The 22,398-nt window shown below is 66.1% G+C and carries 24 protein-coding genes; 21 read left to right on the top strand and 3 right to left on the bottom strand.

The window, feature by feature from the left end; genetic code table 11:
- The first annotated feature begins 3 nt into the window (after positions 1-3).
- From thrB to ABIA65_RS07240, 4 genes are all read left to right on the top strand, one after another.
- Positions 4-948 carry a homoserine kinase gene (gene thrB, locus ABIA65_RS07255; protein WP_241403988.1) on the top strand — a complete coding sequence of 315 codons (945 nt, stop codon included), beginning with the start codon at positions 4-6 and terminating at the stop codon, positions 946-948.
- Positions 949-1,248: 300 nt separating this feature from the next.
- Positions 1,249-3,426: a transcription termination factor Rho gene (rho, locus tag ABIA65_RS07250; protein WP_354523125.1), complete on the top strand. Its 2,178-nt coding sequence runs from the start codon at positions 1,249-1,251 to the stop codon at positions 3,424-3,426.
- 115 nt (positions 3,427-3,541) lie between these two features.
- A complete protein-coding gene (locus tag ABIA65_RS07245) occupies positions 3,542-4,255 on the top strand; it encodes a DUF8817 family protein (protein WP_354523124.1) in 714 nt (237 codons plus the stop codon).
- On the top strand, positions 4,255-4,848 hold the full coding sequence (locus ABIA65_RS07240; RefSeq protein WP_354523123.1) for a PadR family transcriptional regulator: 594 nt from the start codon (positions 4,255-4,257) through the stop codon (positions 4,846-4,848). The genes ABIA65_RS07245 and ABIA65_RS07240 overlap by 1 nt, the downstream gene beginning before the upstream one ends.
- On the opposite strand, the gene ABIA65_RS07235 is transcribed toward ABIA65_RS07240, so the two are convergent.
- Positions 4,816-5,424, bottom strand: coding sequence for a TetR/AcrR family transcriptional regulator (locus ABIA65_RS07235; RefSeq protein WP_241403992.1), 609 nt, complete (start codon positions 5,422-5,424; stop codon positions 4,816-4,818). The two genes, ABIA65_RS07240 and ABIA65_RS07235, sit on opposite strands and share 33 nt — an antisense overlap.
- A gap of 138 nt (positions 5,425-5,562) precedes the next feature.
- Between ABIA65_RS07235 and fadD1 the strand changes: the two genes are divergently transcribed.
- From fadD1 to ABIA65_RS07155, 16 genes are all read left to right on the top strand, one after another.
- A complete protein-coding gene (gene fadD1, locus ABIA65_RS07230) occupies positions 5,563-7,161 on the top strand; it encodes a fatty-acid--CoA ligase FadD1 (RefSeq protein ID WP_354523122.1) in 1,599 nt (532 codons plus the stop codon).
- Between the two features lie 194 nt (positions 7,162-7,355).
- The gene (rpmE, locus tag ABIA65_RS07225; RefSeq protein ID WP_241403994.1) at positions 7,356-7,595 is read left to right on the top strand and encodes a 50S ribosomal protein L31; all 240 of its coding nucleotides are present in this window, start codon (positions 7,356-7,358) and stop codon (positions 7,593-7,595) included.
- Positions 7,596-7,683: 88 nt separating this feature from the next.
- On the top strand, positions 7,684-8,757 hold the full coding sequence (prfA, locus tag ABIA65_RS07220; RefSeq protein WP_241405548.1) for a peptide chain release factor 1: 1,074 nt from the start codon (positions 7,684-7,686) through the stop codon (positions 8,755-8,757).
- A gap of 16 nt (positions 8,758-8,773) precedes the next feature.
- Positions 8,774-9,622, top strand: a complete 849-nt coding sequence (prmC, locus tag ABIA65_RS07215; protein ID WP_502919536.1) for a peptide chain release factor N(5)-glutamine methyltransferase — start codon at positions 8,774-8,776, stop codon at positions 9,620-9,622.
- Between the two features lie 13 nt (positions 9,623-9,635).
- On the top strand, positions 9,636-10,289 hold the full coding sequence (locus tag ABIA65_RS07210) for an L-threonylcarbamoyladenylate synthase (protein WP_241403995.1): 654 nt from the start codon (positions 9,636-9,638) through the stop codon (positions 10,287-10,289).
- A gap of 32 nt (positions 10,290-10,321) precedes the next feature.
- Positions 10,322-11,524, top strand: a complete 1,203-nt coding sequence (locus ABIA65_RS07205) for a glycosyltransferase family 4 protein (protein ID WP_241403996.1) — start codon at positions 10,322-10,324, stop codon at positions 11,522-11,524.
- A 245-nt stretch (positions 11,525-11,769) separates the two neighbouring features.
- The gene (locus ABIA65_RS07200) at positions 11,770-12,216 is read left to right on the top strand and encodes an ATP synthase subunit I (RefSeq protein ID WP_241403997.1); all 447 of its coding nucleotides are present in this window, start codon (positions 11,770-11,772) and stop codon (positions 12,214-12,216) included.
- A 22-nt stretch (positions 12,217-12,238) separates the two neighbouring features.
- On the top strand, positions 12,239-13,009 hold the full coding sequence (atpB, locus tag ABIA65_RS07195; RefSeq protein WP_241403998.1) for a F0F1 ATP synthase subunit A: 771 nt from the start codon (positions 12,239-12,241) through the stop codon (positions 13,007-13,009).
- A 68-nt stretch (positions 13,010-13,077) separates the two neighbouring features.
- Positions 13,078-13,338, top strand: coding sequence for a F0F1 ATP synthase subunit C (locus ABIA65_RS07190; RefSeq protein ID WP_003931026.1), 261 nt, complete (start codon positions 13,078-13,080; stop codon positions 13,336-13,338).
- 9 nt (positions 13,339-13,347) lie between these two features.
- Positions 13,348-13,848 (top strand): F0F1 ATP synthase subunit B, encoded by a 501-nt coding sequence (locus ABIA65_RS07185; protein WP_241403999.1) that lies wholly within the window; start codon positions 13,348-13,350, stop codon positions 13,846-13,848.
- Entirely contained in the window at positions 13,849-15,183 is a 1,335-nt protein-coding gene (locus ABIA65_RS07180; protein ID WP_241404000.1) for a F0F1 ATP synthase subunit B/delta, read from the top strand. It abuts the gene before it with no gap.
- 47 nt (positions 15,184-15,230) lie between these two features.
- Positions 15,231-16,877 carry a F0F1 ATP synthase subunit alpha gene (gene atpA, locus ABIA65_RS07175; RefSeq protein WP_241404001.1) on the top strand — a complete coding sequence of 549 codons (1,647 nt, stop codon included), beginning with the start codon at positions 15,231-15,233 and terminating at the stop codon, positions 16,875-16,877.
- A gap of 24 nt (positions 16,878-16,901) precedes the next feature.
- Complete coding sequence (locus tag ABIA65_RS07170) at positions 16,902-17,831, top strand: F0F1 ATP synthase subunit gamma (RefSeq protein ID WP_354523121.1); 930 nt, start codon at positions 16,902-16,904, stop codon at positions 17,829-17,831.
- Between the two features lie 23 nt (positions 17,832-17,854).
- Complete coding sequence (gene atpD / locus ABIA65_RS07165; RefSeq protein ID WP_241404003.1) at positions 17,855-19,294, top strand: F0F1 ATP synthase subunit beta; 1,440 nt, start codon at positions 17,855-17,857, stop codon at positions 19,292-19,294.
- 30 nt (positions 19,295-19,324) lie between these two features.
- On the top strand, positions 19,325-19,690 hold the full coding sequence (locus ABIA65_RS07160; protein ID WP_241404004.1) for a F0F1 ATP synthase subunit epsilon: 366 nt from the start codon (positions 19,325-19,327) through the stop codon (positions 19,688-19,690).
- A 6-nt stretch (positions 19,691-19,696) separates the two neighbouring features.
- The gene (locus tag ABIA65_RS07155; protein ID WP_241404005.1) at positions 19,697-20,143 is read left to right on the top strand and encodes a DUF2550 domain-containing protein; all 447 of its coding nucleotides are present in this window, start codon (positions 19,697-19,699) and stop codon (positions 20,141-20,143) included.
- Here the strand turns inward: ABIA65_RS07155 and ABIA65_RS07150 are convergent.
- Complete coding sequence (locus ABIA65_RS07150; protein ID WP_354523120.1) at positions 20,140-20,727, bottom strand: cob(I)yrinic acid a,c-diamide adenosyltransferase; 588 nt, start codon at positions 20,725-20,727, stop codon at positions 20,140-20,142. The genes ABIA65_RS07155 and ABIA65_RS07150 overlap by 4 nt on opposite strands.
- An 81-nt stretch (positions 20,728-20,808) precedes the next feature.
- On the opposite strand from ABIA65_RS07150, the gene murA reads away from it, so the two are divergent.
- Entirely contained in the window at positions 20,809-22,062 is a 1,254-nt protein-coding gene (murA, locus tag ABIA65_RS07145; protein WP_241404007.1) for a UDP-N-acetylglucosamine 1-carboxyvinyltransferase, read from the top strand.
- 58 nt (positions 22,063-22,120) lie between these two features.
- Here the strand turns inward: murA and ABIA65_RS07140 are convergent.
- Positions 22,121-22,398: hypothetical protein (locus ABIA65_RS07140; protein ID WP_354523119.1), on the bottom strand; the 278-nt coding region annotated here is incomplete at its 5' end.

Raw genomic sequence — 22,398 nt, 5'->3', positions numbered from 1 at the left:
TCAGTGACGCAGATCCTTCCTGCCGGCTTGTCGGCGAACTCCGTGGTGGCCGCATCGAGTGCCAACCTCGGTCCCGGGTTTGACAGTCTCGGTCTGGCGTTGAGTCTTTACGACGAGATCGATGTCGAGACAATCGAATCCGGTCTGATCGTCGAGGTCGAGGGGGAGGGTGCCGGTCAGGTGCCCCTGGATTCGTCGCATCTCGTGGTCCGTGCCATCGAGCGCGGCCTGCAGGCCGGTGGTGTGAGCGTGACTGGTCTGAAAGTCCGGTGCCGCAACGATATTCCACACTCGCGCGGCCTCGGCTCGTCGGCTGCTGCCGTGGTCGGTGGCCTGGCAGTCGCCAATGGGCTAGTGGCGCAGTCTGATTCGACACCGCTGACGGCGGTGGAGCTGATTCAGCTGTCCTCTGAGTTCGAAGGTCACCCCGACAATGCCGCTGCCGCCGTCCTGGGCGGGGCCGTGGTGTCCTGGACCGATACCGACGGCTCGGCGCCCCGGTATGCCGCGGCTCCGCTGCGGGTGCACCCCGACATCAGGCTCTTCTCGATCATTCCCCAGGTCCGCTCGTCGACCGCGGAAACCAGGGTCCTGCTGCCCGAGAATGTCAGCCACGCCGACGCGAGCTTCAATGTGAGCCGTGTCGCGCTGCTCGTTGTGGCGCTGACCGAGCGCCCCGATCTGCTGTTGGAGGCCACGGCGGACCGCCTGCACCAGCCCGCGCGTGCCGCGGCGATGCCCCCGTCCGCGGAATACATCGCCATCCTTCGGCGTTATGGCATTGCAGCGGTGCTATCCGGGGCAGGACCTGCGGTTATCGCACTCTCAACGGAGTCTGAACTTCCGTCGGAGGCCCTCGAGTATGGCGCCGCGAACGGGTTCACCGTTACGGAGATGGCAGTCGGTCAGGGTGTCCGTTGGACAACCGGTGTGGCGATCAATCGTTGACATGGCGCCACGGTCGAGTTGACAGGAGTCACACGCGAATCAGTGGCGATTCTTGCGTCCCACTGCAATGCGGGTTATTCTCGCTTTCGTCCAGCAATCGCAGCGGCTCTGCCTGCGTCGACACTAGGACGACCACTCTTCTCCTTTGGTTTCAACCCGTGTACTGACGATTTCCCGCGATGCGGGGAGTCCAGGCGATCACCGTTGCAAAGGCGATGGTAGAACCTCGACATTCAGCGTTTTGGCTGGATGCGAAGAACCCTCGCAGACTCAGATCAGCGAGGGAAGGAAAGGAAATCCGTGACTGATACGGACCTCTTCACGGCCGGTGGCAGCGACGACGTCGCACTGCCCGAGACCGTGGCTTCACAAGCCCCCGAGCCCGCTTCGGCCCCTGCGCCGAAGTCCGCTGCCTCGGAGGCATCCGCGGCGGCGGCACCGCCCGCGGCGAGCGCGCCGTCGACCAGTGGTCGTACGGGCGCACTGACCTCGATGGTGCTTCCTGATCTGCGCGCGATGGCCACTGAGCTGGGCGTCAAGGGTTCGTCGGGGATGCGCAAGGGTGAACTGATTGCGGCGATCCGCGAGCACCGCGGCGACAGCAACGGCCGCACCAAGGAGGCGAAAGCCACCGAGCAGCCGGTCGAGCCGGCCAAGGACCAGGCCGGTGCGGACGCTGGCACCGACGCGCCCGCCGAGCAGGCAGCCCCGCCGCGGCGCGAGCGTCGTGGCGCATCGCGTCGTACCGGTGCTCCCGCCGCTGAGGCAGCCGCCGGCGAGGCAGTGGCCACCGAGTCAGGCACCCCCGAGCCCAAGTCTGAGCCGAAGTCCGAGCCCAAGACGGAATCGCGGTCCGAGCCCAAGACGCAGGACAAGCGCGAGGCCAAGTCGGAGGACAAGGCCGAGGTCACGGCTGAGGCCAAGTCCGCGACCAAGGACGAGACCAAGGCTGACGACTCCAGCCAGTCCGCGACCGGCGCAGAGGGCACCGAGCCGCGCCGTGGTCAGGGCAATCGTGAGGACCAGGGCGACCGGAACTCCGGAAACAACACCGGCGGCAACCGCGGCAACCGCAATAACGACGGCGGCAACCGGCGCAACAACAACAACGACAACAACGATGACGGCGGCAACCGGCGCAACAACGACTCCGGCAACCGCGGTAATACCAACAACAACGATGACGACGATGACGGCGAAGGCCGCCAGGGTCGGCGGGGCCGCAGGTTCCGGGATCGCAAGCGCCGCGGCGAGCGTGGCGGCGAGGGCGGCGGCGGTGGTGACCGCGACACCGAGCTGCGCGAGGACGACGTCGTCCAGCCGGTCGCCGGCATCCTCGACGTCCTCGACAACTACGCGTTCGTGCGTACCTCGGGCTACCTGGCCGGGCCCAACGACGTGTACGTGTCGATGAACATGGTCCGCAAGAACGGCCTGCGTCGCGGTGACGCAGTCACCGGAGCGGTCCGGGTGCCCCGTGAGGGTGAGACCAGCGGCGGCGGTGGCGGAAGCCAGAATCCGCGGCAGAAGTTCAACCCGTTGGTCCGGCTGGACACCATCAACGGCGGACCGGTCGAGAATGCGCGCAACCGCCCCGACTTCAACAAGCTGACGCCGCTGTACCCGAACCAGCGCCTGCGTCTGGAGACCACGCCCGAGAAGCTGACGACTCGCGTGATCGACCTGATCATGCCGATCGGCAAGGGCCAGCGCGCACTGATCGTGTCACCGCCCAAGGCCGGTAAGACGACGATCATGCAGGACATCGCCAACGCAATCACCGTGAACAACCCCGAGTGCCACCTCATGGTGGTGCTGGTCGACGAGCGACCTGAAGAGGTCACCGACATGCAGCGTTCGGTGAAGGGTGAGGTCATCGCCTCGACCTTCGACCGCCCGCCGTCAGATCACACGCAGGCGGCCGAGCTGGCCATCGAGCGCGCCAAGCGCCTGGTGGAGCAGGGCAAGGACGTCGTCGTGCTGCTGGACTCGATCACCCGTCTCGGCCGCGCGTACAACAACGCGTCGCCCGCCTCGGGCCGCATCCTGTCCGGTGGTGTGGACTCCACCGCGCTGTACCCGCCCAAGCGGTTCCTCGGCGCGGCCCGCAACATCGAGTTCGGTGGATCGCTGACGATCATCGCCACCGCGATGGTCGAGACCGGCTCCACCGGCGACACGGTGATCTTCGAGGAGTTCAAGGGCACCGGCAACGCCGAGCTCAAGCTCGATCGCAAGATCTCCGAGCGTCGGGTGTTCCCGGCGGTCGACGTCAACCCCTCGGGTACCCGCAAGGACGAGTTGCTGCTCTCCGCTGATGAATTCGGTGTCGTGCACAAGCTGCGTCGGGTGCTCTCCGGGCTGGACAGCCATCAGGCCATCGACCTGCTGATGAGCCAGCTGCGGAAGACGAAGACCAACTACGAGTTCCTGGTGCAGGTCTCCAAGACCACACCGGCGAACATGGACAACGACTAACTAGTCCGCGAGTCCGCGAGCGGCTCCAACAAAATCCCCTGATTCCCTCGCGAATCAGGGGATTTTGCGTCTGCACTCCTGCAGCTACTCAACCTTGAGTAGAGTGGCGGGGGTGATGACCGAGACCACCATTCCGATGCTTCCTTGCGTGACCGTCGACGACACCGTCGAGTTCTATGAGGCTCTTGGATTCGACGTGACGCGCAGACAGCACAGGCCCTACCTCTACATGGCCTTTCTGCTTGGCGGTGTCGAGCTGAACTTCAAGGACGCCGCGCCGCGGGTCAACCCCTCCGAGGAACTCACCGGCGGGTGCCTGGTCATGGTCGACGCCGTCGAGGGCTATCACCGGGACTTCACCAGTGGCTTGCGCCGCCGGTACGGCCGGGTGCCGACACAGGGCCTGCCGAGGCTGACCAGGTTACGGCCTGGTCAGACTCGCTTCTGCCTCTACGACCCGTCGGGGAACTGCGTCGTGTTCATCGAGCGCGACGAACCTGCTATTGAATACGGTGGCGCCCGCTCGATGTCCGGCCTGGCCAAGGCGCTGGACAACGTCCGGATCCTGCGCGACTACAAGAACGACGACGCGCTCGCGGCTCAAGCCCTCGACGTAGCGCTACGCCGCCACGGCGACGGTGCGTCGCGCCTCGATCTGGCCAGAGCGATTGCTAACAGGGTGGAACTGGCGATAGCGCTCGGCGACTCCGATGGTGCCGATGCTCGGCGCGACGATCTGGTGACGATGGCGTTGGACGCCGGCGAGCGTGCGGAGATCGACGACGACCTGCGTGCGATCGACGAGATCGCACGCTGGTTGTCGAACTGATGTCGACGGTGCGACTGTTGGTCCTCGGCGTCGTGCGCCGCCATGGTGAGGCGCATGGGTATGCCGTGCACCGCGAGCTGATTTCCTGGCGTGTCGACACGTGGACCCGCGTTAAGCCGCCGTCGATCTATCACGCCATCAAGCAGCTGAACAGGGAGGGTCTGCTGACGGGATCGGAACCGCAGGACAGTCCTCAGGGTCCGGCGCGGGTGTCCTACCGCATCACGGCCGACGGCGAGCGCGTGTTCTTCGAGCTTCTCGAGACAGCGTTGCGAAATCCGGACGTTGAGGAGCTAGGCGCGGGTGTCGCCTTCATGCGCTGCCTGCCGAGGTCGCGAGTTCGCACCTTGCTCGGGCAGCAGCTGAGCACGACACGCGCGATCGACGGGCAGCTCGAGGGTATGAAGGCGCAGTGGCCGGATCCCGACGAACCGCCGCATGCCAGTCACCTTCTCGACCTGTGGCGCGGGTCCTTCCGATCCCACGCCGCGTGGACGGCGCAGATGCTCCGCAGGATCGACGGCGGCGAATTCCAGTTTGCCGACGACGACACTCAGACGTCACACCTCGGGCTCGGCCCGCAGCCCCGGTAGGACGTAGCGGCGGACGTGCGTCAGCACCGCGGCGGGATCGCTCGCGTCGAAGTGCAGTCCTGGCACGGTGGTCAGCGACAGGATGGCGCGCGCGACCCACTCGGCGGCCTCGTCGACCAAAACGTCGGGGTGGACCTCACCGGCGTCACGCGCCGCCACCAGGTAGGGCTTCCAGAACTCGGCCAGATCGGGCACCAGCCCGTGCACTCCAGCGCCCGCGCAGGCCGTGAACTCCTCGGGTTCTGAGACCCGCAGCTTCATCAGCAGTGTGCCCGGATCGTCGTAGGCGGTGCGGGCGTGGCTGATTCCCGCCGCGATGCGCTGGTCGAGACCCTCGATCTGCTCGAGCATCGCATGCGACTCGGACCAGTACGCATCGTTGAGGCGGACGAGCGCGGCGCCGAGCAGGGTCATCTTGTCGGGGAAGTGACGGTAGAGCCATCCCCGCGAGACGCCGGCGACTTCGGCGACCTCGGACACCGTCGTCGACCGAATGCCCTTGGCGCGCAGACAAGTCTCGGCCGCGTCGATCAATCTGTCGCGGACACTGGTGGCCGAAGACGTCGTGCTGGTCAACTGCGACTCCTGGTCATTTAGCAGCGGGGGATGCTTAACGGATGCATTCTGCCAATGGCCCAGACGGTACCGTGTGAGCACCCGAAGGTGGTAGACACTTTTATGATTCTGTTCACTAGTCGATAGGGGCGCCTGGGGATGACCGACACGTTGCAGCAGTTGCTTCGCACGCGCGCCGACGCAGACGCGACGGCAGTCAAGTACGGCGACCGAAGCTGGACGTGGCGCGAACACCTCGGTGCGGCATCAGCGCAGGCGGCAGCATTGATCGACGCGGCCGACCCGACGCGGCCCCTGCACGTCGGAGTCCTGATGGGCAACACGCCGGACATGCTCACCGCGCTGGCCGCGGCGGGCCTCGGTGGATACGTGCTCTGCGGCCTCAACACCACCCGCCGCGGTGACGGTCTGGCCCGCGACATCGCCCGGGTGGGCTGCCAGGTCGTGCTCACCGACGCCGAGCACCGGCATCTCCTCGACGATGTCGAGATGCCCGACGTCACGCTCATCGACGTGTCGACCCCGGCATGGGGCGACGTGGTCGCGTCCGCGCCGGCCCTGGTGCCGCATCGTGAGGTCACGGCCGACGACACGTTCATGATGATCTTCACCTCGGGCACCAGTGGCGAGCCCAAGGCCGTTCAGGTGGCGCACTCCATCGTGCTGTTCTCCGCCGCCGCGCTGGTGCAGCGTTACGACCTCACCGAGGCCGACACCTGCTACCTGGCCATGCCGCTGTTCCACTCGAACGGGGTGTACGCGGGGTGGGGCGTTGCGCTCAGTTCGGGCGCGGCCATGGCTCCGGCGCAGTTCTCCGCATCCGGCTTCCTCCCGGACATCCGCCGCTACGGCGCGACGTACATGAACTACGTCGGCAAGCCACTGGCCTACATCCTGGCCACCGCTGAGCAACCCGACGACCGTGACAACCCCCTGCGGGTGGCGTTCGGCAACGAGGCCGCCGACCGCGACATCGACGAATTCAGCCGCCGGTTCGGCTGCAGCGTGTGGGACGGCTTCGGCTCGACAGAGCTGGCGATCATCATCACCCGCTCCGAGGGCACACCGGCCGGCAGCGTCGGCCAGGGTTTCCCGGGAGTGGCGATCTACAACCCGGAGACCGTTGAGGAGTGCCCGGTCGCGCAATTTGATGACACCGGAGCCCTGGTCAACGGCGAGGCCGCCACCGGTGAGCTGGTGAACACCAACGGCAGCGGGATGTTCCGCGGCTACCACAACGACCAGGGCGCCACCGATGAACGGCTGCGGCATGGCATGTACTGGTCCGGCGATCTGGCCTACCGCGATGCCGACGGTTGGATCTACCTGGCCGGCCGTACCGCGGACTGGATGCGGGTGGACGGGGAGAACATCACCGCCGCGCCGATTGAACGAATCCTGTTGCGGCAGCCGGTGATCAGCAGGGTGGCGGTCTATCCGGTGCCAGACGAGTTCGTCGGCGACCAGGTGATGGCCGCCGTTGTGCTGCGGGACGGTGCTGAACTGGAGCCGGGTGAGTTCGCCGAGTTCCTCGCCGGACAACCGGACCTGTCGCCCAAGTCGTGGCCGCGGTACGTCTGGATCGCCGACGATCTGCCCAGCACGGCGACCAACAAGATCCTCAAGCGGGAACTGGTCGCGCTCGGCACCGAGCCCGCCGGCCGTGTGCTCTGGAAGCGCGACGGAAAGACCTTCCACGCGCTCGGTGAGCCGGCGGTCACTGGAACGGATCGGTGACACCGCAGCGGTCGCCCGGGCGCTCGACGGCGGCCGCTGATCGGGCAGGAATACCCGCCGGTGGGTCGGCGTTTATGACTCTGACGGCTGACCTGGCATAATGGGCCGTCGCCCCTCGGTTCCGGTTCACGTCTGATGACCAACAGGTCAGAACCTCAGGCGACCCGGCGACCAACGATCACAGAGGACCAGAGATGAAATCGGGTATTCACCCCAATTACGTAGAGACCACCGTGGTTTGTGGCTGTGGCAACAGCTTCCAGACCCGTAGCACCAAGGAGAGCGGCCACATCGTGGTCGAGGTCTGCTCCCAGTGCCACCCCTTCTACACCGGCAAGCAGAAGATCCTCGACAGCGGCGGCCGTGTGGCGCGCTTCGAGAAGCGCTACGGCAAGCGCGCCGGGGCGAGCGAGAAGGCCGCGTCCGACAACTAGCTGCATTTCCGGCGCCCGATCTGTCGCATTCGCGTCAGCCCGGGCGCCGGTTTGCGTTTCGGGGAAGGAGGCCATCGTGAGGGACCAAGTGAGCGACCACGCACCAAGGGTCGAGGCACTGCTGGCTGAACACGGCGACCTCGAGCGTCAGCTGTCTGATCCCGGACTGCACGCCGACGCGGCAGCAGCCAAGCGGGTCGGCCGCCGGTTCGCCCAGATATCGCCGATCGTCTCGACGTACCGCAAGCTCGAGTCGGCCAAGGGCGACCTCGAGGCTGCCCGCGAGTTGGCCGCCGACGACGACTCCTTCGCCGCGGAGATCCCCGATCTCGAGGCCAGTGTCGACGCGCTCGGCACCCAGCTCGCGGACCTGTTGGCGCCGCGCGATCCGCACGACGCCGACGACGTCGTCCTCGAACTGAAGTCGGGCGAGGGCGGCGAGGAGTCCGCATTGTTCGCCGCCGACCTCGCACGCATGTACATCAGATACGCCGAGCGGCACGGCTGGACCGTGACGGTGCTCGACGAGAACACCTCCGACCTCGGCGGTTACAAGGACGCGACCCTGACCATCGCCAGCAAGGGCGACTCGGCAGACGGCGTGTGGGCGCGCCTGAAGTTCGAGGGCGGCGTGCATCGCGTCCAGCGAGTCCCCGTCACCGAGTCGCAGGGGCGCGTGCACACGTCGGCCGCCGGAGTCCTCGTCTACCCGGAACCGGAGGACGTGGCCGAGGTTCAGATCGACGAGTCCGATCTCCGCATCGACGTCTACCGGTCCTCGGGCAAGGGCGGCCAGGGCGTCAACACCACCGACTCCGCGGTGCGCATCACCCACCTACCCACCGGCATCGTCGTGACCTGCCAGAACGAGCGCTCGCAGCTGCAGAACAAGGCGCGCGCCATGGTCGTGCTGGCCGCCCGGCTGCAGGCCCTCGCCGAGGAGCAGGCCCAGGCCGACGCCTCGGCCGACCGGGCCAGCCAGATTCGCACGGTCGACCGCAGCGAGCGGATCCGGACCTACAACTACCCGGAGAACCGGATCGCCGACCACCGGATCAACTTCAAGGCGCACAACCTGGACCAGGTCCTCGACGGCGACCTCGACCCGTTGTTCGACGCGCTCGCTGCCGCCGACAAGCAGGCCAGGCTGCAGCAGGCATGATCTGCCGCAGGTCAGCGTGACGGTGGCCCCGCGGCTACGCCAGATCATCGGCGAGGCCACCGCGACGCTCGCCGCCGCGGGTGTCGACAGTGCGGCGGCCGACGCCGAGCACCTCGCCGCGCATGTGGCCGGTGTCGATCGCGGACGGCTGTTCATGCTCGCCCCCGACGAGGAATTCCTTGCCCGCTATCGCGACCTCATCGAGGCGAGGGCACGGCGGATACCACTGCAACACCTCACTGGGACCGCCGCCTTCGGTCCGGTCAATCTGAGTGTGGGCCCTGGCGTCTTCATTCCCCGGCCCGAGACCGAGTCGCTGCTCGAATGGGCTCTGGCACAGCCACTTCCGGACCAGCCGGTGATCGTCGATCTCTGCACGGGTTCCGCCGCGCTGGCCGTCGCGCTGGCACAGGCTCGGCCGCAGGCGACCGTCATCGCGGTGGACGACTCCGCCGCGGCCCTGGCCTTCGCGCGCCGAAATGTGGCGGGCACGCAGGTCGAGCTGGTCGAGGCCGACGTCACCGCTGACGGGCTGCTGGCTGACCTCGATGGGCGCGTCGATCTGATCGTCGCCAACCCGCCCTACATCCCGCTGGGTGCAGAACTGGAACCTGAAGTCGCTCATCACGATCCCGAGCACGCGCTGTTCGGCGGGCTCGACGGCATGGTCGTCATAGAGCCCCTCGTGGCGCACGCGGTGCGGCTGCTGCGGCGGGGGAGTGGGCGCATCGGGGTCGAGCACGACGACACCACCGCGCCCGCGACCGTCGCCGTCTTCGACCAGACCGCGGCCTTCGTCGACATCACCGCGCGCCGCGACCTGGCGGGCCGACCCCGGTTCGTCACGGCGACCCGCAGAGGGTGAGAAGCTAGATCTCATGGCTCAAACGTTCGACTGCTCCGATCCCGACCAGCGGGCGCTCGGAATCTCGTCGGCGGTCAGCGCGCTCAAGGACGGTCGGCTGGTCGTGATGCCGACCGACACCGTCTACGGCATCGGCGCCGACGCATTCAACGGCACCGCGGTGGCGTCGCTGCTCGCGGCGAAGGGGAGGGGCCGGGACATGCCGGTCCCCGTGCTCGTCGGCTCCTGGCACACCATCGAAGGACTGGTGTACTCGGTGCCCACCGCGGCCCGTGAACTCATCCGGGCGTTCTGGCCGGGCGCCCTGAGCCTGGTGGTTCGGCAGGCGCCGTCGCTGCAATGGGATCTCGGGGACTCTCACGGCACCGTGATGTTGCGGATGCCGCTGCACCCCGTGGCGATCGAACTGCTGCGCGAGGTGGGCCCGATGGCGGTGTCGAGCGCCAACAAGTCCGGCAGCCCCGCCGCGGTCACCGCCGCCGACGCGCGCGAACAGCTCGACGACCTGGTCGGGGTGTACCTCGAGGCCGGGCCGTCTGCGCAGGGCGCGGCCTCCACCATTGTCGACCTCACCGGTGCCACGCCCCGCGTGCTGCGCGAGGGTCCCGTCACCGCGGCCGCCATCGCCGAGGTGCTCGGTGTCGAGGCCGAGACGCTCGCGGTCTGACCGACTCAGTGGTTTCCAGTACGGTTCAGCAGGTGGTGCGCGACCCGGTCCAATTGGCTGACGGACTGCTCGCCCTGTCCGATCGCGGGGCGGGTGTTCCGCTCCGCGAGCTCGCACTCGTCGGGCTGACCGCCGCCATCATCACCTACTTCGCGACGGGGTGGGTCCGTGCGCTCGCCACCCGCTGGGGTGCCGTCGCCTACCCGCGTGAGCGTGACGTTCACGTGGCGCCCACCCCGCGCATGGGTGGGTTGGCGATGTACATCGGCGTGGTGGCCGCGGTCCTGCTGGCATCGCAACTGCCCGCGTTGACACGGGGATTCGTGTACTCGTCGGGGATGCCCGCCGTCGTGGTGGCGGGCGGCCTGATCATGGCGATCGGTCTGATCGACGATCGGTGGGGTCTGGATGCGCTGACCAAGTTCGCCGGCCAGATCACCGCGGCCAGCGTGCTGGTCACCATGGGAGTGGCATGGAGCGTGCTGTACATCCCGTTCGGCGGCGTCGGCACCATCGTGCTCGACCAGGTGACCTCGATCCTGCTGACGCTGGCGCTGACGGTGTCGATCGTCAACGCGATGAACTTCGTCGACGGTCTGGACGGTCTGGCGGCCGGACTTGGCCTCATCACCGCCGCCGCGATCTGCATCTTCTCGGTCGGCCTTCTCCGCGACCACGGCGGCGACGTGCTCTTCTACCCGCCTGCCGTCATCTCGGTGGTGCTCGCGGGCGCGTGCCTCGGCTTCCTGCCGCACAACTTCCACCGCGCCCGGATCTTCATGGGCGACTCCGGGTCGATGCTCATCGGTCTGATGCTCGCGGCGGCGTCGACGACGGCAGCAGGTCCGATATCGCAGAACGCCTACGGCGCACGTGACGTCTTCGCACTGATGTCGCCGTTCCTTCTGGTCATCGCGGTGATGTTCGTGCCCGCCCTCGACATGTTGCTGGCGATCGTGCGCCGGACCAGGGCGGGGCGCAGCCCGTTCAGTCCCGACAAGATGCACCTGCATCACCGGCTGCTGCAGATCGGGCACTCGCACCGGCGGGTGGTCCTGCTGATCTACATGTGGGTGGGCATCGTGGCCCTGGGGGCGGCGAGCACGATCTTCTTCGACCCGCGCTACACCGGCGCCGTCATGCTGGCTGCGATTCTGGTCGCGGTCATCATCACTTTGATACCGCTCCTGAGGGGCCGCGAGGACGACTCAGAAGCCGTGTACGACGAAAAGTAGTAGGCCCCGTTTAGGGCCGCCTACCATGTGTTACCCTTTCGGCAGAACCCGAAAAACCTCGCGGGTTGCCGGCCCGGCCCATCGGTTCGCAAGACCGATCGGCGCCGAAACACGACCGACAAAGGGAGCTGCCCCGTGGGTGATTCCACTGCGCATACCGCCCTTCGATACAGTCGTCGGGCACGCACCGGAACAACGTTGTTCAACGCGGACCCCACATGGTTCCGCAGGAGTGAGGTGAAGCAGTGACGACGCCAGCGCACGACGCGCCGTTGGTGTTCCCGTCGGTGGCCTTCAGGCCGGTCCGACTCCTCATCGTCTGCGTTGCACTCACCGGCCTGGCCGTTCTGGCCGCCGGCTTCATCGGGAACGTCTTCTTCGGTGTTTTCTTCGGCGCGGGGCTAGGCCTCGGTTTGCTCAATGCTCTGATGGTGCGTCGCGCGGTGGAGTCGATCACCGCCGAGGACCATCCACTCAAGAAGAAGATGGCGCTGAACTCGGCGACCCGTCTGCTTGTCATCACGGCGGTCGCAATGACCGCCGCTTTCGTCTTCAGGGCACACGGCGGTATCGCAGTGCTCTTCGGGCTGGCGATCTTCCAGGCACTGCTGGTGATGAGCACCAGCATCCCGGTGCTCAAGAAGATCCGCAGCGAGGGACTGAACGTGGTCGACACGGAATCGAAGGATTGAGCTGACCTCTATGACTGGGACCATGACGCAGACCGTGCTCGCCGCGGAAGAGGGTGGCGCTGCCATCCACGTCGGGCACCACACGATGGTGTTCCAACTGTTCGGCATGACGTTCAACGGTGACACCATCATGGCCACCGCGATCACCGCGCTGGTCGTCATCGGCCTGGCCTTCTTCCTGAAGTCCAAGGTCACCTCGACCGGCGTGCCCAGCGGTGTCCAGCTGTTCTGGGAGACGCTCACCATCCAGATGCGTCAGCAGATCGAGGGCTCGATCGGCATGAAGGTGGCGCCGTTCGTGCTGCCGCTGGCCGTCACGATCTTCGTCTTCATCCTGGTCTCGAACTGGCTGTCGGTCCTGCCGCTCCAGTACGGCGGCGCCGACGGTGCCGCTGGCGAGCTCTACAAGCCGCCGGCCTCCGATATCAACTTCGTGCTGGCGCTCGCACTCTTCGTGTTCGTCGCCTACCACGCCGCGGGGATCTGGCGGCGCGGCATCATCGGGCACCCGATCAAGGTCATCAAGGGACACGTCCCCTTCCTCGCGCCGATCAACATCGTCGAGGAGATCGCGAAGCCCATCTCGCTCGCACTGCGACTCTTCGGCAACATCTTCGCCGGCGGCATCCTGGTGGCTCTCATCGCGATGTTCCCCTGGTACGTCCAGTGGGCGCCCAACGCCATCTGGAAGACGTTCGACCTCTTCGTCGGCTTGATCCAGGCATTCATCTTCTCGCTGCTGACGATTCTCTACTTCAGCCAGTCCATGGAACTGGATGAGGAGCACCACTAGAAGCTTGCACCACAGAAGGACAACGAACTCTGGCGGCACGGCCACCAGTTACCAAGGAGGATAAAGGAATGGAAATCGATCCAAACGCCATCATCACGGCCGGCGCTCTGATCGGCGGTGGATTGATCATGGGTGGCGGCGCTATCGGCGCTGGCATCGGTGACGGCATCGCGGGTAACGCGCTGATCTCCGGTATCGCCCGGCAGCCCGAGGCACAGGGCCGGCTGTTCACGCCGTTCTTCATCACCGTCGGTCTGGTCGAGGCCGCGTACTTCATCAACCTGGCCTTCATGGCGCTGTTCGTCTTCGCCACGCCGGGCCTGCAGTAGTCCGTCGGCATGGGTGAACTGACCGTAGCCATCCTCGCGGCCGAAGGCGGTGGGGGACAGAGCAACTTCCTGATCCCCAACGGCACCTTCTTCGCCGTGCTGCTCATCTTCCTCATCACGCTCGGCGTGATTGCGAAATGGGTTGTGCCACCGGTCAGCAAGGTCCTCGCAGAACGCGAGGCAATGCTGGCCAAGACCGCCGCGGACAACCGCAAGTCGGCTGAACAGGTCGCAGCGGCGCAAGCCGACTTCGACGAGGCGATGTCCGGTGCGCGCACCGAGGCGTCGAGCATCCGCGACGAGGCACGCGCTGCGGGCAGGCAAGTCATCGACCAGAAGCGGGCTGCGGCCAGCGGCGAGGTCGCGGACACCGTGCAGCAGGCGGACCAGAAGTTGTCCGAGCAGCGCTCGACGACCGAGTCCGAACTGCAGTCGTCGGTGGATGGGTTGGCGGCCACGTTGGCCAGCCGCATCCTCGGCGTTGACGTGAAATCAGGCGGGAGCCAGTAGATGTCGACATTCATCGGCCAGCTGATCGGGTTCGCGGTCATCGCCTTCATCTTGATGAAGTGGGTCGTACCGCCTGTGCGGGCCCTGATGCAGAAGCAGCAGGAGGCTGTGCGCGTCGCACTGGCCGAGAGCGCTGAGGCGGAGCGCAAGCTCGCTGACGCGGATGCCATGCACGCCAAGGCTCTTGAGGATGCCAAGGCCCAGTCGGGGAAGGTCACCGACGAGGCGAAGCAGGACTCGGAGCGCATCGCGGCCCAACTGCAGGAGCAGGCGGGCGCGGACGCCGAGCGCATCAAGGCTCAGGGTGTGCAGCAGGTGCAGTTGATGCGCCAGCAGCTCATCCGGCAGTTGCGGACGGGCCTGGGTGTGGAGTCCGTACAGAAGGCCGACGAACTGGTCCGCGCGCACGTGGCGGACCCGGTCGCTCAGGCGGCCACTGTCGACCGGTTCCTCGATGAGATCGACCAGATGGCGCCCTCGGCGGTGTCCATCGAGACGGGGGCCTCAGCTCGGCTGCGCGCCGCCAGCCGCGATGCGATGGTCGCTCTCACAGAGGACTTCGACCGTGTCGCAGGTGGTCTCGACACTGACGGACTCACCAAGCTGGCCGACGAACTCGCGTCCGTCGCCAAGCTGCTCGTCAGCGAGCCCGTACTCACCAAGCACCTCGCAGAGCCAACCGAAGATGCCGCTCCCAAGGCGCGCCTCGTTGACTCCCTGCTCTCCGGCAAGGTCGGCGACCAGGCACTGAGCGTTGTGCGCACTGCTGCAACGCAGCGGTGGTCGGCTGAGTCGGATCTGGTCGACGGTGTCGAGCACACGGCGCGGCTGGCACTGCTGAAGCGTGCGGAGGTCGCAGGCGAGGTGGACGAGGTGGAGGACCAGCTCTTCCGTTTCGGACGCGTCCTCGACACTGAGCCTCGTCTGGTCGGACTGCTGAGCGACTACTCCGCACCGGCAGAACGTCGGATCGCCCTGCTCGACAAGGTCGTCGGCGGTGAGGGTGCGAACAGCACGGCGGTCGCACTGTTGGAGCAGACGGTCGCACTGCTGCGAGGCGAGCGCGCCGACGAGGCAGTCATCGATCTCGCCGAACTCGCGGTCGCGCGTCGTGGCGAGGTGGTCGCGCAGGTCAACGCCGCGGCGGAACTGACCGACGCGCAGCGGACGCGTTTGACCGAGGTGCTCTCGCGCATCTACGGGCACCCGGTGTCCATCCAGCTCAACGTCGATCCCGAACTGCTCGGTGGACTCTCGATCGCCGTCGGCGACGAGGTCATCGACGGATCCATCGCCTCGCGGCTGGCGGCTGCACAGACCAGCCTGCCGGACTGACCCACAAGACTTATCACCCAGCGACAAAAGGTAGGAAGACGAAGAACATGGCAGAGTTGACAATCTCCGCTGCTGACATCGAAGGCGCTGTCGAGGAGTACGTATCCTCGTTTTCCGCCGACACCGAGCGCGAAGAGATCGGCACAGTCATCGACGCCGGTGACGGCATCGCTCACGTCGAGGGCCTGCCCTCGGTCATGACCAACGAACTCCTCGAGTTCCCCGGTGGTGTGCTCGGTGTCGCACTGAACCTCGACGAGCACAGCGTCGGTGTCGTGATCCTGGGTGAGTTCGAGAAGATCGCCGAGGGCCAGCAGGTCAAGCGCACCGGAGAGGTGCTCTCGGTGCCGGTCGGTGACGCGTTCCTCGGACGCGTCATCAACCCGCTCGGTGAACCGATCGACGGCCAGGGCGACATCGCCTCGGACGCTCGTCGCGTGCTGGAGCTGCAGGCACCGTCCGTGGTTCAGCGCCAGGGAGTGTCCGAGCCGCTGCAGACCGGAATCAAGGCCATCGACAGCCAGACCCCGATCGGTCGCGGTCAGCGTCAGCTGATCATCGGTGACCGCAAGACCGGCAAGACCGCGGTTTGCGTCGACACCATCCTCAACCAGCGTGAGGCGTGGGCGACCGGCGATCCCAAGCAGCAGGTGCGCTGCGTGTACGTCGCGATCGGCCAGAAGGGCACCACGATCGCCAGCGTCAAGCGCGCCCTCGAAGACGGTGGCGCGATGGAGTACACCACCATCGTCGCGGCGCCGGCCTCCGACGCGGCGGGCTTCAAGTGGCTCGCGCCCTACACCGGTTCGGCCATCGGCCAGCAGTGGATGTACGACGGCAAGCACGTCCTGATCGTGTTCGACGATCTGTCCAAGCAGGCCGACGCCTACCGCGCGATCTCGCTGCTGCTGCGCCGCCCGCCGGGCCGCGAGGCCTTCCCCGGTGACGTCTTCTACCTGCACTCGCGGCTCCTGGAGCGTTGCGCGAAGCTGTCCGACGAGCTGGGTGGTGGATCGATGACCGGACTGCCGGTGATCGAGACCAAGGCCAATGACATCTCGGCGTTCATCCCCACCAACGTCATCTCGATCACCGACGGCCAGTGCTTCCTGGAGTCCGACCTGTTCAACCAGGGCGTGCGTCCGGCCATCAACGTCGGTGTGTCGGTGTCCCGCGTCGGTGGCGCCGCACAGATCAAGGCCATGAAGGAGGTCGCGGGCTCGCTGCGTCTGGAGTTGTCGCAGTACCGCGAGCTCGAGGCATTCGCCGCGTTCGCCTCGGACCTGGACGCTGCCTCCAAGGCTCAGCTGGAACGTGGCGCTCGCCTGGTGGAGCTGCTCAAGCAGCCGCAGTACTCGCCGTACTCGGTTGAGGATCAGGTCGTCGCGATCTTCCTCGGCACCAAGGGTCACCTCGATTCGGTTCCCGTGGAAGACGTCTCGCGATTCGAGACCGAGTTGCTGGAGCACGTCAAGGCCTCGCATTCGGAGATTCTCAAGGAGATCCGGGAGACCAAGAAGCTCTCCGAGGAGACCGACCAGAAGCTGGCCGACGTCATCAACGAGTTCAAGAAGGGCTTCGCTGCCACTGACGGCAGCTCGGTCGTCGTGAACGAGGCGGGCGCCGAGGCCATGGACGAGGAAGACGTCGAGAAGGAATCCGTCAAGGTCCGCAAGCCGGCCCCCAAGAAGTAGGACCGGAGAGGTCTGGAGAGCTAGATGGCTGCAACACTGCGCGAGCTTCGCGGGCGTATCCGTTCCGCTGGGTCGATCAAGAAGATCACGAAGGCCCAGGAACTGATCGCCACGTCGCGGATCGCCAAGGCGCAGGCCCGAGTTCAGGCGGCTCGGCCCTATTCCACCGAAATCACGAGCATGCTCACCGAGCTCGCGAGTGCCAGCGCGCTGGATCACCCGCTGCTCGTGCAGCGGGAGAACCCGCGCCGGGCCGGCGTGCTGGTGGTGTCTTCCGACCGCGGCTTGTGCGGCGCGTACAACGCCAACGTGCTTCGGCAGTCCGAAGAACTGTTCGCGTTGCTGCGCGAGGAGGGCAAGGAGCCCGTGGTCTACACGGTGGGCCGGAAGGCGTTGGGTTACTACAACTTCCGTCAGCGCGAAGTGGTCGAGTCGTGGACCGGCTTCTCGGAGCGGCCCACCTACGACCACGCCCGCGAGATCGCCGACACCCTGGTGAACGCGTTCATGTCCGGAGCCGATGACGAGGGCGACAACGCGGGCGCAGACGGCATCCTTGGCGTCGACGAACTGCACATCGTCTTCACCGAGTTCAAGTCGATGCTGTCGCAGACCTCGGTGGCACGGCGGATCGCACCCATGGTCGTCGAGTATGTCGGGGACGAGCAGCCGGAGGAGGGGCCGCAGACGCTCTTCTCCTTCGAGCCGGATCCGGAATCGCTGTTCGACGCACTGCTGCCGCGTTACGTGGCCACCCGCGTGTACGCGGCGCTGCTGGAGGCCGCGGCTTCTGAGTCGGCTTCGCGACGACGCGCCATGAAGTCGGCGTCCGACAACGCCGACGATCTGATCAAGGCGCTGACCCTTGCGGCCAACCGCGAGCGTCAGGCGCAGATCACCCAGGAAATCAGCGAGATCGTCGGCGGCGCCAACGCGCTGGCCGACGCCAAGTAAGCCACGTAGGAAGCGAAGAGGATATGACTGCTACCGCAGAAGACACCAAGAATCGCGTCGCTGGCCGCGTCGTGCGCATCACCGGACCGGTCGTCGACGTCGAGTTCCCGCGGGGCTCCGTACCGGAGCTGTTCAACGCGCTCCACGCGGACATCGCTTACGCGGACCTCGCCAAGACCCTGACGCTCGAGGTTGCGCAGCACCTCGGGGACAGCCTGGTCCGCTGTGTCTCGATGCAGCCCACCGACGGCCTGGTGCGTGGCACCGAGGTCTCCGACACGGGCGTCTCCATCTCGGTGCCCGTCGGCGACGGCGTCAAGGGCCACGTGTTCAACGCACTGGGCGCCTGCCTGGACGAGCCCGGCTACGGCGAGGACTTCGACCACTGGTCGATCCACCGCAAGCCGCCGCCATTCGCCGAGCTCGAGCCCCGCACCGAGATGCTGGAGACGGGCCTCAAGGTCGTCGACCTGCTGACCCCATACGTGCGCGGCGGCAAGATCGCCCTGTTCGGCGGCGCCGGCGTGGGTAAGACGGTGCTCATCCAGGAGATGATCAACCGCATCGCCCGCAACTTCGGCGGCACCTCGGTGTTCGCCGGCGTTGGCGAGCGCACCCGTGAGGGCAACGACCTCTGGGTCGAACTCGCGGACGCCGACGTGCTCAAGGACACCGCGTTGGTGTTCGGCCAGATGGACGAGCCGCCGGGCACGCGTATGCGCGTCGCCTTGTCGGCGCTCACGATGGCGGAGTACTTCCGCGATGAGCAGCAGCAGGACGTGCTTCTGTTCATCGACAACATCTTCCGGTTCACACAGGCCGGCTCCGAGGTCTCCACGCTGCTCGGCCGTATGCCGTCCGCGGTGGGCTACCAGCCGACCCTGGCCGACGAGATGGGCGAGCTGCAGGAGCGCATCACCTCGACGCGTGGCCGCTCGATCACGTCGATGCAGGCCGTGTACGTGCCCGCCGACGACTACACCGACCCGGCCCCCGCGACGACGTTCGCGCACCTGGATGCGACCACCGAGCTCTCCCGCGCGGTGTTCTCGAAGGGCATCTTCCCGGCGGTGGATCCGCTGGCGTCGAGCTCGACGATCCTGCACCCCAGCGTCGTCGGCGACGAGCACTACCGCGTCGCGCAGGAAGTCATCCGAATCCTGCAGCGCTACAAGGATCTGCAGGACATCATCGCGATCCTCGGTATCGACGAGCTGTCCGAAGAGGACAAGCAGCTCGTCTACCGGGCGCGCCGTATCGAGCGCTTCCTGAGCCAGAACATGATGGCGGCCGAGCAGTTCACCGGTCAGCCGGGTTCGACTGTGCCGCTCAAGGAGACCGTCGAGGCCTTCGACAAGCTCACCAAGGGCGATTTCGACCACGTGCCCGAGCAGGCGTTCTTCCTTATCGGCGGACTCGACGATCTCGCCAAGAAGGCCGAGAGCCTCGGCGCCAAGCTGTGACGGTTGTCGTAACGCGAAAGGTGGTGTGACATGGCTGAACTGCACGTCGAGATCGTCGCCGTGGAGCGTGAGCTGTGGTCAGGTGATGCCACGTTTGTTTTCACCCGCACCACTGCCGGTGAGATCGGCATCCTGCCCCACCACATCCCGCTGGTAGCACAGCTCGTCGAGGACGCGATGGTCCGCGTCGAGCGTGAGGGTGAGGATGATCTTCGGATCGCCGTCGACGGCGGATTCCTCTCCGTCACAGAAGAGGCCGTCCGAATCCTGGTCGAGAACGCTGCGTTCGAGTCGGAGATCAACGCCGACGAGGCGAAGCAGGACTCCGAGTCCGACGACGAGCGCACTGCAGCATGGGGCCGGGCGCGTCTACGCGCCGTAGGCCAACTGGACTGATCACCGATGAGCGCGTCCATGATGTTCATGGTCGCGCTCGTCGGCGTGCTCCTACTGGCGGTCGCCGCACTGTGTTATCGGCTGTGGAAGCTGCGGCAGGTGGGTGGCACCGCCGCCATCCTGCGTGATGTGCCCGCCGTCGGTGGCCACGGGTGGCGTCACGGCGTGATGCGATACCGGGGCGGCGAAGCCGGTTTCTACCGTCTGTCGAGCCTGCGATGGTGGCCGGATCGCCGGCTATCCCGTCGTGGCCTGGAGATCGTTGGGCGTCGGACGCCGCGTGGCGACGAGTTCGACATCATGACCCACGAGATCGTCGTCCTCGAACTTCGCGACACCCACCCCGAACGCCGGCGCGGCTATGAGATCGCGCTCGACCGGGGGGCGTTGACGGCGTTCACGTCCTGGTTGGAGTCGCGTCCGTCGCCTCGGGCGCGCAGACGGACGACCTAGCTCGTCTGGTCGTCGCGCCCGCCACCGGGCTTCCAGAGCACATCGCCGTCCGGATTCGCCACGCGCGACAGGATGAACAGCAGGTCAGACAGCCGGTTGAGGTACTTCGCCGGCAGGACACTGACCGAGTCGCCGTGCTCCTCGATCGCACGCCAAGCCGAGCGCTCGGCGCGTCTCGCGACGGTGCGGGCGACATGGAGCAGGGCTGAGAGTGCCGTTCCGCCGGGCAGGATGAATGAGTTCAACGCGGGTAGCGGTTCGTTGAACTCGTCGCACCACGCCTCAAGGCGGTCGATGTAGTCCTGGCGAATGCGAAGCGGGGGATACTCGGGATTCTCGACGACCGGGGTGGACAGGTCCGCACCCGCATCGAAGAGGTCGTTCTGTATCTGTCGCAACACATTGAGGATCTTGTCCTCGGGGCTTCCGAGGGCCACCGCGACTCCGATGGCGGCGTTGGCCTCGTCACAGTCCGCGTACGCCTCGAGCCGGGCGTCGTTCTTCGAGACCCTGCTGAAATCGCTCAGCCCGGTCGATCCGTCATCGCCGGTACGGGTGTAAATGCGGGTCAGATGTACTGCCATGGTGAAACCGTACCGTCGGCCCCCGGTGGCACGGGCCGACGACGGCTCTCGGAGCCGTCGCACTGCCTTAAACTGAGCCGCGTGAGCGAGCGATTCGTGGTGACCGGTGGGACCCGGTTGTCGGGTGAAGTCGCCGTCGGGGGCGCCAAGAACAGTGTGTTGAAACTGATGGCCGCGGCATTGCTTGCCGAGGGCGTCAGCACCATCACCAACTGCCCGGACATTCTGGATGTGCCGCTGATGGCGGAGGTTCTGCGCGGCCTTGGCGCCACGGTGGAGCTGGACGGTTCGACCGTCAGGATCACCTCCCCGGATGAGCTGAAGTACGACGCCGACTTCGCAGCGGTGCGTCAGTTCCGCGCGTCGGTGTGCGTGTTGGGACCTCTGGTCGGTCGGTGCAAGAAGGCCAAGGTCGCCCTGCCCGGTGGTGATGCCATCGGATCGCGGCCCCTGGACATGCATCAGAACGGCCTGCGTCAACTCGGCGCCACGTGCAACATCGAGCATGGTTGTGTCGTCGCCGAGGCCGATCACCTCCGGGGTGCCGAGATCCAACTCGAGTTCCCTTCCGTAGGTGCGACGGAGAACATCCTCATGGCCGCGGTGCTGGCGGAGGGCGAGACCAAGATCTACAACGCGGCGCGCGAGCCCGATGTGGTCGATCTCTGCGAGATGCTCAATCAGATGGGGGCGCAGATCACGGGCGCCGGCTCGTCGACCATGACGATCGTTGGGGTGGACAAGCTCCATCCGACCGAACACCGGGTGATCGGCGACCGCATCGTCGCGGCCACCTGGGGGATTGCCGCCGCCATGACGCGGGGCGATATCTCGATCACGGGTGTCGATCCGCAACATCTGCAGCTGGTGCTGCACAAGCTGCACGATGCGGGAGCCACGGTCACCCAGCACGACAACGGGTTCCGCGTGGTCCAGTACGAGCGTCCCAAAGCGGTGAACGTCGCAACCCTGCCGTTCCCGGGTTTCCCGACCGACCTACAGCCCATGGCAATTGGGTTGGCCTGTATCGCAGATGGCACGTCGATGATCACGGAGAACGTGTTCGAGGCGCGGTTCCGGTTTGTCGAGGAGATGATCCGGTTGGGTGCCGACGCCAGGACCGACGGGCACCACGCGGTGATTCGCGGGATGCCGCAGCTGTCCAGTGCGCCGGTGTGGGCGTCTGACATCCGGGCGGGAGCGGGTTTGGTGTTGGCCGGTCTGGTCGCCGACGGCGATACAGAGATCCATGATGTGTTTCACATCGACCGCGGATACCCACTGTTTGTCGAGAACCTGGCCGCCCTCGGCGCCGAGATCGAGCGCATTGTGTAGCGATTCGGCTGTCTAGCAGGCGATTTGGGGCTTTGGCCGTTTGTATGTAAGCTTTGGTTCATACCAAGCGGCCCCGACCGAAAGGCCGGGGCAAGCGGAGCGGCCCAGATCGAAAGATCCGGCGCAAGCGGTTTGACGACAATCTCTCCACGTAGTACAGTGGTGAGGTTGCCCAAAAATCGGGTCTGTTGTTTGAGAACTCAATAGTGTGTTTGATGGTTTTTGTTTGTTGTTGTTGCATTCTTTTTTCTCGTTTAGGGGTGTGACATTGTTTTTTGCCAGTTTTTACTGGTGTTAGGTCGGACTTGTTCTGATTGAATTCACCTGTCTTTGGAT

Source organism: Mycolicibacterium sp. 624 (assembly GCF_040548615.1).
GTDB lineage: Bacteria > Actinomycetota > Actinomycetes > Mycobacteriales > Mycobacteriaceae > Mycobacterium.
Note: the sequence above shows the minus strand (reverse complement) of the source record. Positions and strands in the feature narration are given on the sequence as shown.